Origin of the sequence: Amycolatopsis anabasis, from assembly GCF_009765355.1 — a bacterium.
GTDB classification, from domain to species: Bacteria; Actinomycetota; Actinomycetes; order Mycobacteriales; family Pseudonocardiaceae; genus Amycolatopsis; species Amycolatopsis anabasis.
The window spans coordinates 20385-31912 of the sequence record NZ_VTHK01000022.1 but is presented as its reverse complement, the minus strand read 5'-3'; the positions used below and the strand labels follow the sequence as shown (position 1 = coordinate 31912).

Sequence of the window (11528 nt, the reverse complement as noted above, 5' to 3'; positions counted from 1 at the left end):
GTGCAGGACCTCACCGGTGCTGGTTCAGACCAAACGTGCGTCGGGGCTCGGCCCCCAGATGCAATGACGAACCCCACCGCCGGGAGGCCGCGGAGCGGCCGACCAGGGTGGGGCACTTGGGTGAGTGACGGGACTTGAACCCGCGACTTCCTGGACCACAACCAGGTGCTCTACCAACTGAGCTACACCCACCACGTGAGGGAATCGGTGACCGATTTCCTCAGCCGGGATATCGTAGCGTGCCCGTGCGCGGGGGCTGAAGCGGGTTATGGGTTGTGGCGTCGCAGCACCTCGGCGGCCGCCGCGCGGGCATGTTCGGTGCTCGGTCCGGGCTGCGGGACGAACGCGATCGCGCGGTAGTACTCGAGCTCGCCGATGGACTCCTTGATGTCCGCGAGTGCCCGGTGCGCGAGGCCCTTTTCCGGCTTGGCGTAGTAGATCCGCGGGTACCACCGGCGGATCAGCTCCTTGATCGACGACACGTCCACCATCCGGTAGTGCAGGTGCGCGTCCAGCGCGGGCATGTCGCGGGCGATGAAACCGCGGTCGGTGGCGATCGAGTTCCCGGCCAGCGGCGCGCTCCGCGGTTCGGGCACGTATTCGCGCACGTAGTCGAGGATGCGCTGCTCGGCTTCCTGCAGCGTGACCGTGGACCGGCGGACCTCCTCGGTCAGCCCGGAGTGGGCGTGCATTTCGCGGACGACGTCGGGCATGTTCGCGAGGACCTCGTCATCCGCGTGGATGACGAGGTCGAGGCCTTCGCCGAGCACGTTCAACTCGGCGTCGGTCACCAGCGCTGCGATTTCGATCAGGGCGTCCTTGGCGAGGTCCAGCCCCGTCATCTCGCAGTCGATCCAGACAAGGCGATCGGTCACCCGGCAAACCCTAACCCGACACGGGGAGTAAAGCGTCAGGACCTGCGGAATCGGCGAGGATACGCTCGACCGGGTATCCAACGTCGGGGAGGATCCAGTGGCCGAACAGAGTCCGGCGAGCGAGATCGCCAGGGGTTACGTCAGCGAAGGCGCCGCGGTGGAGTTGGGTGCGGTGGTGCTCGACGGGCAGGCGGACGCCGCGGCCGCGGTCCGGCTGCCGCTCGCCACGTTGAACCGCCACGGCCTGGTCGCGGGCGCGACCGGCACCGGGAAGACGAAGACCCTGCAACTGCTCGCCGAGCAGCTCTCGGCGGCCGGGGTGCCGGTGGTGCTCGCCGACGTGAAGGGCGATTTGTCCGGGCTGGCCGAGGCGGGCGCCGCGAACGACAAGGTGACCGGACGCGCGGAGGAACTCGGCGACGACTGGCAGCCCACCGCCTTCCCGGTCCAGTTCCTGTCCCTGGGCACCGGCGGCAAGGGGGTGCCGATCCGGGCGACGATCACCAGTTTCGGGCCGGTGCTGCTGTCGAAGGTGCTGGGCCTGAACGAGACGCAGGAGTCGACCCTCGGGCTGATCTTCCACTGGGCGGACCAGCGCGGGCTTGCGTTGCTGGACACCAAGGACCTCCGCTCGGTGATCACGCACCTCACCAGCGACGAGGGCAAGGAGGATCTGCAGGGAATCGGCGGGGTCTCCGCCGCGACCGCCGGGGTGATCCTGCGCGCGCTGTCCAATTTGGAGGCCCAGGGCGGGGAGGACTTCTTCGGCGAACCGGAACTCGACGTCACCGATCTGCGACGCCAGGTGGACGGCCGGGGCGTGGTGAGCCTGCTGGAACTGGACGAGCTGCAGTCCAAACCGGCCTTGTTCTCCACCTTCCTGATGTGGCTGCTCGCCGAGCTCTTCGAGGAGCTGCCCGAGGAGGGCGATCTGGAGAAGCCCAAGCTGGTGTTCTTCTTCGACGAGGCGCACCTGCTGTTCAGCGACGCGTCGAAGGCGTTCCTGGATCGGATCGAGCAGACCGTGAAGCTGATCCGGTCCAAGGGGGTCGGCGTGTTCTTCTGCACCCAGCTGCCCACGGACGTGCCGAACGCGGTGCTCTCCCAGCTCGGCGCGCGGGTGCAGCACGCCCTCCGCGCGTTCACCCCGGAAGACCAGAAGGCGCTCGCGAAGACCGTCAAGACGTACCCGAAAACCCCGCACTACGAACTGGACCAGGCGCTGACCTCGCTCGGCATCGGCGAGGCGATCGTCACCGTGCTGTCCGAACGCGGCGCGCCGACCCCGGTCGCGTGGACCCGGTTGCGGGCGCCGCGGTCGAAGATGGGGTCGATCGGCGCGGAGGCGATCATCGCTTCGGCGGCTTCGTCGGAGCTGCACGGGAAGTACTCGGAGACCATCGACCGGGAGTCCGCCTACGAGAAACTCGCGGCGCGGGTCGCCGAATCGCCTGCCCCGGAGGCCCCGGCCGAACCCGCTCCGGCGCCCCAGCCCGACGAGCCGGGGTTCGTGGAGAAGGCGATGGCGAATCCGGCGGTCAAATCGTTCCTCCGCTCGGCCGCGAGCGCGCTGGGCCGCGAGGTCACGCGGGGGTTGTTCGGCAACCGCCGTCGCCGCTGAAAACCTGACGCGAGCTGACAGGTATTCCTGCGAGGCTGCTGGTTGTCATCCCGATCGATTGGAGACCCCGCATGCCCGAGATCAGCGCGAGCTTCACCGTCGACAGTTGGGAGTCGGCGAACTACGACGAGGCGGAGGGCGCGGAACTCGGCCGCACCAGCCTGACCAAGACGTTCTCCGGGGCGATCGAGGGCAGCAGCGCGGTCGAGATGATCAGCGGGATCACCGGGACCTCGCGCGCCTACGCCGCGTTCGAACGCCTGTCGGTCTCGCTCGGCGGGCGCAAGGGCACCTTCGTCCTGCAGCACGCGGCCTTCGGTCCGGAGGGCGTCGATCTGCGGATCCTGCCCGGCTCCGGCACCGGCGAGCTCACCGGCATCAGCGGCACGGCGAGCATCGAGCGCCACCAGGACGGCAGCCACACGTTCACGCTTTCGTATGAACTCCCCTGAGGCGCGGGGAATGGGCCGCCCCCGATAAGCGGCCCATTCCCCGTCCCCCTCAACTCCCCGCGATCTTGTCCATGATGGTCTTGGCGTCGTTGATCGGGATCGCGAAACCGAGGCCGATGCTCCCGCCCGAGGGCGAGTAGATCAGCGTGTTGATCCCGATCACCTGCCCGGCCGCGTTCACCAGCGGGCCACCCGAGTTGCCCTGGTTGATGGCGGCGTCGGTCTGGATCGCGGTGTAGCTCGGCGCCTGGCTCTTGTCATTCGTGATCCGGCCCATCGGCGATTCCTGTTGCCGCCCGATGTCGGAGAGCTTGCGGCCGGTCGCGCTCACGATGCCGGAGGTGACCGTGTTCTGCAGGCCCGCGGGGGAACCGATGGCGACGACCTCCTCGCCGACCTTGACCGCGCCCGAGTCGCCGAGGGCGGCCGGGGTCAGGCCGCTCGCGCCGCGCGCCTGGAGCACGGCGATATCGGCCTTGCTGTCCGCGCCGAGCACCTCGGCCTGGTACTTCTTGCCGTCGGAAAGGGTGACGGTCACGTCCCCGACCGCGCCCGCGACCACGTGCGCGTTGGTGAGGATCCGCCCGTCGGCGGTGGTGATCACGCCGGAGCCGATGGCCTCACCCTCGCCGGTCCGGGCGTTGACCTGGACCACGCTCGGCAGCACCTTCGCGGCGATCCCGCTGACGTCGGAGCCGGAGTTCGACACCTGCTGCCCGTTCGCGGAGCCCAGCGCGCTGGTGTTGCTCGACGAACCGCCGCTGTCGCTCAGGCCGACGATGGCCGCGCCGCTCACCCCGCCGACGAGTGCGGCGGCGAGCGCGGTCGCGGCGACCACCACCCCGATCCGGTTGCCCTTCTTCTTCGGCGGCGCCGGGGGAACCGGCTGGAAGAGCGGATGTCCGGCGGCCGCGGGCGGCGGCTGCTGGGCGGGGTGCGGGTAGGGCTGCTGCTGGGGTTGCGGCTGCGGCGGCGGCCCACCGGCGGGGCCCTGCCGGATCTCGTTCTCGTCCATGCCTCAAGGTTCGACTCCCATGTTGTGAACAACCTGTGGAAGACCCTTGGGATTGCCTGAGAAGAATTACCTGAGAGTTTCCAGGGAGATCTCGGGAGAGGTACCCAGGAGAGCACTGGGAGTCAGGCCGAACATCGCGTGGAAGGCATCGCTGAAATGGGACGGTGAGGCGAAACCCGCCTCGGCCGCCGCCCCGGTCAGGTCCAGCCCTTTCGACACCGCGTTCGCGACGTGCAGCATGCGCGCCCACAACCGGTAGCGGCGGAACGTGGTCTGCGTCTGCGCGCTGAACAGGTGCAGGAACCGGGACACCGACAGCCCGGCCTCGGCGGCCAGTTCGTTCGCCGGATGCGCCCCGCCCGGGTCCGCGTGCAGCGCACCGAGGGCGTGCCGGATGCGGTGGTCGGCAACGGCCGGGCTCGAACCGGTCGCCACCTCGAGCAGTTCCCGGGCGCGTCCGGCATCGGGATGGACGCTCAGTTCACCGGCCCGCCGCAGCAGCTCGGCCTCGACCGCGGTCACCCGATCCCGGCAGGCGGCGGCCCGCCGCGCGTCCGGATCCAGGTAGCCGAACAGCATGCGTTCGCCGTGCGCGACGACGCGATGCGTGGTGCGCGGCGGGACGAGTGCACTGTGGACGGTCCGCGCCGTCCCGGCCACGTGCAGGGTGAACGGTCCGCCGACGCCGAGCACCAGGCAGTGCACCGAACCCGAATGCGCGTCCAGTCGCAGCGACGGGCCGAGGTACACGGCCCGTCCCGGCCACAGCCAGAGGCGGCTAATCGAAGAACGCGGGCACATCGAGCGCACCGCCCGCGTCCTCGAACTCCTGGTGCACGGCCGCGCGCAGCTCCGCGTCACCGAGGTAGTCGGCGGCGGTGAGCGCGAGCCCGAGGGCGCCGTCGACCACCGCGCGGTCACCGGCCCCGGACCCGGCGGCCTCGGCGAATTCCTTGGTGTGCAAGGCGACAGTCGGTCCGGACACCGCGATCATCGGGTGGATCGCGGGCATCCGGTAGGACAGGTTCCCCAGGTCCGTCGAACCGGTGAGGAACTCCGGCACGATCCCCGGCGGCAGCGGTTTGCGGCCGCACGGTTCCTGGTTGACCGCCCACCGCGCGGCCAGCGCGGTGTTGAACCGGATCGGCAGGTACGCCGGGAGCGAATCCCAGCTCAGCTCGACCCCGCAGCCGGTCAGCTCGGCGGCGCCGTGCGCGATCCGCGCGAGCCGATCGGCGAGGTCGCGCAGGGTCTCCGGATGCGCCGAGCGGAGGTAGAACAGCAGCGCCGCCCGCTCCGGAATCACGTTCGGCCGCGCGCCGCCGTCGGTGAACACGCCGTGCACGCGGTCGCTCGAGGGCAGGTGCTGGCGCAGCGCGGCCACCCCCTGGTAGGCGGCCACGGCCGCGTCCAGCGCGTTGCGGCCCATGAACGGCTGCGCGGCCGCGTGCGCGCTGACCCCGTGGAACACCATCTCCAGCTGGCGGCGGCCGAGGAAGGGATGCATCGCCACGTCGTGGCTGAACGGGTGCAGCATCACCACCGCGTCGACGTCGTCGAACACGCCCGCGCGAGCGAGGGTTTCCTTGCCACCACCGCCTTCCTCGGCGGGGGTGCCGATCAGCGACACCCGCCCGCCGAGCCGTTCGGCGACCGCGGCGGCGCCGAGGAACCCGCCCGCCCCGGCCGTGCAGATGATGTTGTGCCCGCAGCCGTGCCCGATACCGGGGAGCGCGTCGTATTCGGCCAGCACCGCGATATGCGGCCCGTCCTGGCCCGGTGTGCTCGCGATCAGCGCGGTCTCCAGGCCGCCGATCCCGATTCGGGCCCGGTGACCGTGCGCCTCGAGCAGATCCGCGAGCGCCCGCACCGAGCGGTGTTCGGCGAACCCCTCCTCGGGATGGGCGTGCAGATCCTGGCTGAGCCCGATCAGGTCGTCCGCGCTCGCACGGACCACGGAACTCACCCGTTCCCGGATCTCCTCGGCCGCCCCCCGGTGCGGTGACGAGATCGGGTCGGCGGCTTCGACGGCGCCCGCGGTGGCTTCGGTGAGGGAACGGAGATAGGCGTCGTCCGGTGGGACGGGGGCGCCGTGATCAGGCGTGTTCATGGTCGGATCGTATCCCCGCCCGGCCGTTCGGTCAGTGCTTTGGGCAAGCGGGGCCAGTGCAGGCTCCGGTCCTCGGCCAGGATTCGCGCGAGTTCCGCCCAGCGCCGCGGGGGCACCGTTCCGGCGGGCGCGGCCGGGTCGATGCCGCAGCCGCCGAGCACGCGGTGCGGGTTGCGGCGGTGCAACGCGAACCCGGTGACCGCGCGAACCGGACGATCCGGCGCGCGGTAGGCCGCGTCCAGCAATGTCCACAGTGCCCGGTCGCCGACCGCGCCCAGGCCGGGCTCGCGCCGAATGCCCAGATGCGCGGAATCGACCTGCGGCGCGGGGGAGAAGCAAGCGGCGGGCACCCGCCGCACCAGCCGGATGTCGAACCGCGCGGCCCACCAGGCGAGTTCGGCGTCGCGCGGCACCCGGCTCGTCACGCGTTTGGCGAAGCCCCATTCGACGACGAGCGCGGCGCGGCGCAGCCGGCTGCCCCGCGGGTTGAGCAACCTGCGGAACAACGCGGTCGACACCGCGTAGGGAATGCTGGACACGACCACGAATGCCTTGTGCGGCAAGGGAATCTTGCGGACATCCCCGGTCACCACGCGGACGTTCCCGTGCCCGGCGAAGCGTTCGCGCAACCGCCGCACGAACTCGGGGTCGCGTTCGACGGCGACGACCTTCGCGCCGGTGCGGGCCAGTGGCGCGGTGATCGCGCCGAGCCCGGCGCCGAGATCCAGTACCAGATCGTCCGTTTCGACCGGGCAGGACCGCAGCAGCCCGTCGACAATTCGGGGCGTGGCAAGGAAATGCACGCCGGAGGGATTGGGTTGTGCGGTCCTGCCGACCGCGGGGCGTCGCCCGGATGCGGGCATGATGCGGCTCCACGTCATGAGGTGGCGGAGCGTGCGCGAGAAGGCACGCCGGAACTGGTTCATGACGCAGCGAGCTGCGGAGAACGGCCGGAGCCGGAGAAGTACGCCGACGCTCAGGCGTCAGCGTGCGAAGAAATCAGGGCAGCGCCGCTGCGTTCAGGCGTGCCGCGGCCGAGGCCGGAAGTACGCCACGCAGGACCTGCACAAAGTGCCGCTCATGATCGCAAGCTAACACGGGCCGCAACCGATTTACCGCGCACCCGAAATTGTCGGTGCCCGCCGTTACGGTCGTCACAACGAGCCACCCGAGGAGGGAGTACCCGATGCACACCACGACGATCCGCCCGCAGGGGCCGTTCGACCTCGCCGCCTCCACCCGCTTCCTGGAGGGGTTCACGCCCACCGCGCGTCCGGACGCGGCCGCGGAGCCCGGAGTGCCGCGCCTGGCGTTCCCGGCGGGCGCTCGCCGCCGAGGAGGCGCTCGAGCGGCTGCGCCGGTTGCCGGGCATCGGGCCGTCCTCCGCGCGACTGTTCCTCGTGCGGGGTGCGGGCCACCCCGATGTCTTCCCGTTCCGGAGCTGGGCCGCGTTGTTGCCGCGCAGTGATCGTGATCGCCGCACCGGGGAGATCGGCGGGCGGCCGAAGAGGGAAGGAGGTGCGATCTGGGGAGGCCAACAGTGAGTAGACGCCCGATGTGGTGAAGTGGCGGCGTGGATACGCCGGACACTGACGGACTGTCGGGACTGTTCAGCGCGCAACCGGACCCCGCCGGGCCGGTGCCGCTGGTGACCGGGGGCATCGCGTTGCTGCTGGTGCTGTCCGGATCGCCGTGGCGGCTGGCGCGCAACGTGATCACCATCGTGCACGAGGCGGGGCACGCGCTGGTCGCGTTGCTGGCCGGGCGGCGCCTGCAGGGCATCCGGCTGCACTCGGACACCTCCGGGGTGACGCTGTCCAAGGGCAGGCCGTCCGGTCCGGGCATGGTGCTGACCGCGCTGGCCGGCTACACCGCTCCGGCGCTGCTCGGACTGTGCTTCGCGGGTCTGGTGTCGGCGAAGCTGACCAGCGTGCTGCTGGTGCTCGCGGCCCTGCTCCTGCTCGGGGTGCTGATCATGGTGCGCAACGCGTACGGCGTGTTCTCCGTGCTGGTCACCGCGGCGATGCTGGCCGTGGTGGGGCTGGTCGCCGGTCCCGGGCTGCAGTTCTGGCTGGTGTACCTGATCACGTGGTTCTTCCTGCTCGGCGGGGTGCGCCCGGTGTTCGAGCTGCAGGCGAAACGGCGGCGGGGCGCGGCGCGGGATTCGGACGCCGACCAGTTGGCCCGGCTCACCGGGCTGCCCGGCGGCCTGTGGGTGTTCCTGATCGGGGTGATCGCGGTCATCTGCCTGCTGGTCGGCGGCCTGCTGCTGGTCGAGCCCGCTCTGCAACCGTGAACCAGGCGTGCGGCAGACTGGTCACCTGGTGTTCCCCGGGTGGAAGGACGAGCCGTGACCGACCAGGTGGCGAAGGCGGTTGAGGAATGCGCGCGTGCGGCGAAGCGGGCGGCCCCATCGCTGGCTGCCGCGACCGACGAGGCCATTGACGCGGCGCTGACCGCGATGGCGCGCCGGCTGGTCGAGGCGCGGGAGGTCGTGCTGGAGGCCAACCGCGCCGACGTCGCGAAGGCACGCGAGGAGGGCATGAGCTCGGGGCTGCTGGACCGGCTCACCATCACCGAGGAGCGGCTGACCGGAATGGCCGAGCAGCTGAGCCTGCTCGCCGGCGCGCCGCACCAGGAGCGGTCCATTCCGGTGTCCACATTGGACGGCGGCCTGCGGCTGGTGGAGCGGCGGCGGCCGGTCGGGGTGATCGGCGCCAACTACGAGGCGCGGCCGAACGTGACGGTGGACGTGGCTTCGCAGCTGGTGAAGTCGCGCAACGCCGGGGTGCTGCGCACCGGATCGGCGGCGCTCGGATCCGCCCAGCGACTGCTGGCCGAGGTGATCGCGCCCGCGCTGGCCGAGGCGGGCATCGACGCCGACGTGGTCCAGCTGGTTCCCCGCGCCGAACGGGAGGCGGCGGCCGCGCTGGTCCGCCTGCCGGAGCTGGTGCCGCTGGTGATCCTGCGCGGCAGCGGGGAGAGCACGCGCTCGCTGGCGACCGAGGCGGCCACGCACGGGGTGCGCACGCTCGCCCATGCCGACGGCGGTGGGGTGCTCTACGTCGACGCCGCGGCCGACGTGGAGAAGGTGCGTTCGCTGGTCGGCGCGAGCCTCGATCGGCTCGGCGTGTGCAACCGGCTCAACCTGCTCCTGATTCACGCCGGGGTGCAGGACGCCGTGTGGCCGGTGGTGCGCGAGGTGCTGGCCGAGCGCGGGGTCACGGCGTCGCTCGCGCCGCACGACCACCCGATCGGATACGAGTGGGCGCTGGACTCCGATCGGGAGGCCACGGTCACGGTCGCCCAGGTCGAGGGGCTCGCCGAGGCGGTGCGCATCGCGAACGAGGAGACCTCGGGCCTCGCCGCCGGGATCGCCACCGAGGATGCCGCCGCGGCGGAAGCGTTCTTCGACGGCTACACCGGCACCGGGGTGTTCTGGAACGCCCCGACCCGGCTGCTCGACGGCTTCAAACTGCTCGCCGTACCGGAGACCGGGATCAACCTGGACAAGGTCCCCGGTCCGCGAGGCCCGGTCACCTACACCGACCTCTACGTCCGCCAATACGCCGTCCTCCCCGCGACCCCACCCAGCTGAATTCCACGTTCCGGCACGCGAGTCGCACACTCGGGCACGCGAGTTACACATTCGGGTAAGTGAGTTACACGTTCGGCCACCGGCGCCGGTGGCCTGCGCGGTGACCGTGGACGGGGAGGCGGGCTGGGTAATGGTCGACGGGGATACGGTTCGGGTTCGTTTCCGATAACTCGCGCGAACCGCTCCGGTCATCAACCGGCGAGAATGGTTCGCAATCCGATGCGAACTTGCCCGTGCTGGAAGAGAACTGCCCGCCCGCCGGTGTCCGGCGGGCGGGCAGTTTTGTGAAACGGATTCAGTTCACGGTGGCGGTGCACATCGCCGCGCCGAGCGAGTCCTGCTGTTCGGCGACCTTCTTGCCGTCGACCAGGATCGAGCAGCTGACCTTGCTGTCCCCGGTCGCCTGGGTCGTCGTCGCGGTCAGGCTGAACAGATGCGGGCCGCCCTGGTAACCGGCCTTCTGCCGCCATTCGGCGCCCGGCTGGACGATTTCCTGCTTGGTGTCGATAATGTCGCCGTAGGTCACGTTCACCGGCTGGTTTCCGGTGATCACGAACTCGACCGAGTGTCCACCAGCGACGTCCTTTCCGAACTGGAGCCGGTTGTCGGAGACCTCGCTGGCGACCTTGCCGAACACCGCTACCCACAGAACGCACACCACCAGGCCGATCGCCGAGACCGCGATCCCGGCGATGGACAGGCCCTTGTTGGTCGCCTCGCCCTTGTTGGCGCGCAGCAGTCCGATGATCGAGAAAATCAGGCCGAGAATAACGAGCGGCCAGGCGATCAAACCGATCACCGGAATGAACGAGAACAGCAGACCGACCAGGCCGAGTACGAACCCGGCGGTGCCGAGGCCGTTCTTCGGCTGGGGAACCGGCTGCGGTGCCGGCGGGTACTGCGGAACGGTGCTCATGACTGCCTTTCTTGGCGGAATTCTCTGTGGCGGCGCGGTCTGCCACCCCCAGCCCGGCGCATTACCGGGGAGCGGCAGGAAGCCGCACGACTACACGTCGCCGGTCCGCATCGGCCCGTTACGCGCCTACCCGGCGGTATTGCGGGAACGTTATCTTCCGCCCTCAGGACGCCGCCGCGTCCACCGCATTGACGGCGTCGAGGAGTTCGGTCACTTCCGCGTCGTCCACCGACTCCTGAATGCACTTCCACAGTTCCAGATTCGCCCGCGCCCAGTGCCCGTACCTGTCCGCCGCGGACCGGTTGTAGAAGTAGTAGCCGTCATCGTGAATACCGCGCTGCTCGCCGACTATCTTGTCGGCCAGTTCGCGCAGGCTCACGCCGTTTTCCTCGAGGTACCGGTGCGCGAGCATCACCGGGGTGATCGGCAGCGCCTTGAACAACGTGTCCGCGTCGCTGAGCGCTTGCGCCTCGATCGAGATGTGCCGGTGCCGGGTGCGCATTTCGGCCTCGTCGACGATCTCGTCGATCCAGCGCGCGACCTGGCCCGGCACCCCGGCCTCGGCCAGGAGATCCATCCGCAGGCCACGCCCGGCGGAGGCGGCCGAGTTGCGCCGGACCAGGTAGTTGACGTCGTGCACCAGGGCGGCGGCCTCGACGACCGAGGCGTTCGCGCCGTTGGCCCGGGCGAATCCGACCGCCTTGGCGCGCACGAAACTGACGTGGTGCCAGCCGTGGAACGGCAGCCGGTCGGCGTAGTGCAGGCACAGCGCGTGCACCCGGGCCTCGATGGCCGCCATCGCCGATTTGGCCACCGTCGCGAACTCGGGCGTTACGAGTTGACCTTCGGCGGCGGGGTTCTGCTGGACATGCATCGATCTCTCCCATCCCGACCGGGTGAACAGGCGGGTGGAAGGATCGTAAACGGCGGTAGCCGGCTCG

At 70.3% G+C, this 11528-nt stretch carries 11 protein-coding genes, 1 tRNA gene and 1 pseudogene; 5 read left to right on the top strand and 8 right to left on the bottom strand.

What is annotated here, in order from left to right; all coding sequences use genetic code 11:
- Positions 1 to 119: 119 nt before the first annotated feature.
- A tRNA-His gene (locus FXO23_RS26750) sits at positions 120 to 192 on the bottom strand.
- Between the two features lie 74 nt (positions 193 to 266).
- The gene (orn, locus tag FXO23_RS26745; RefSeq protein WP_158888197.1) at positions 267 to 875 is read right to left on the bottom strand and encodes an oligoribonuclease; all 609 of its coding nucleotides are present in this window, start codon (positions 873 to 875) and stop codon (positions 267 to 269) included.
- Between the two features lie 97 nt (positions 876 to 972).
- Between orn and FXO23_RS26740 the strand changes: the two genes are divergently transcribed.
- The gene (locus tag FXO23_RS26740) at positions 973 to 2496 is read left to right on the top strand and encodes a helicase HerA-like domain-containing protein (RefSeq protein ID WP_158888196.1); all 1524 of its coding nucleotides are present in this window, start codon (positions 973 to 975) and stop codon (positions 2494 to 2496) included.
- 71 nt (positions 2497 to 2567) lie between these two features.
- Positions 2568 to 2948, top strand: a complete 381-nt coding sequence (locus tag FXO23_RS26735; protein ID WP_158888195.1) for a DUF3224 domain-containing protein — start codon at positions 2568 to 2570, stop codon at positions 2946 to 2948.
- Between the two features lie 49 nt (positions 2949 to 2997).
- Here the strand turns inward: FXO23_RS26735 and FXO23_RS26730 are convergent, their stop codons facing one another.
- The 4 genes from FXO23_RS26730 to FXO23_RS26715 form a co-directional block, all read right to left on the bottom strand.
- A complete protein-coding gene (locus FXO23_RS26730) occupies positions 2998 to 3963 on the bottom strand; it encodes a S1C family serine protease (protein ID WP_158888194.1) in 966 nt (321 codons plus the stop codon).
- A 66-nt stretch (positions 3964 to 4029) separates the two neighbouring features.
- Entirely contained in the window at positions 4030 to 4764 is a 735-nt protein-coding gene (locus FXO23_RS26725; RefSeq protein ID WP_179956880.1) for an AraC family transcriptional regulator, read from the bottom strand.
- Positions 4742 to 6073 (bottom strand): M20 family metallopeptidase, encoded by a 1332-nt coding sequence (locus tag FXO23_RS26720; protein ID WP_158888193.1) that lies wholly within the window; start codon positions 6071 to 6073, stop codon positions 4742 to 4744. Before FXO23_RS26720 ends, FXO23_RS26725 begins: the two co-directional genes overlap by 23 nt.
- Positions 6070 to 6936 (bottom strand): ribosomal RNA small subunit methyltransferase A, encoded by an 867-nt coding sequence (locus tag FXO23_RS26715; protein WP_246257857.1) that lies wholly within the window; start codon positions 6934 to 6936, stop codon positions 6070 to 6072. Before FXO23_RS26715 ends, FXO23_RS26720 begins: the two co-directional genes overlap by 4 nt.
- A 456-nt stretch (positions 6937 to 7392) precedes the next feature.
- Here FXO23_RS26715 and FXO23_RS51740 point away from each other — a divergent pair.
- From FXO23_RS51740 to FXO23_RS26705, 3 genes and pseudogenes are all read left to right on the top strand, one after another.
- A pseudogene (locus FXO23_RS51740) lies at positions 7393 to 7617 on the top strand (hypothetical protein); the annotation flags it as partial.
- A gap of 29 nt (positions 7618 to 7646) precedes the next feature.
- Positions 7647 to 8369, top strand: a complete 723-nt coding sequence (locus FXO23_RS26710; protein ID WP_158888192.1) for a M50 family metallopeptidase — start codon at positions 7647 to 7649, stop codon at positions 8367 to 8369.
- Positions 8370 to 8423: 54 nt separating this feature from the next.
- Positions 8424 to 9671, top strand: coding sequence for an aldehyde dehydrogenase family protein (locus FXO23_RS26705; RefSeq protein ID WP_158888191.1), 1248 nt, complete (start codon positions 8424 to 8426; stop codon positions 9669 to 9671).
- Positions 9672 to 9966: 295 nt separating this feature from the next.
- Here FXO23_RS26705 and FXO23_RS26700 read toward each other — a convergent pair whose 3' ends face one another.
- Positions 9967 to 10587, bottom strand: a complete 621-nt coding sequence (locus FXO23_RS26700; protein WP_158888190.1) for a DUF4190 domain-containing protein — start codon at positions 10585 to 10587, stop codon at positions 9967 to 9969.
- Positions 10588 to 10750: 163 nt separating this feature from the next.
- Positions 10751 to 11386, bottom strand: a complete 636-nt coding sequence (locus tag FXO23_RS26695; protein WP_158888323.1) for an HD domain-containing protein — start codon at positions 11384 to 11386, stop codon at positions 10751 to 10753.
- Between the last annotated feature and the right edge of the window lie 142 nt (positions 11387 to 11528).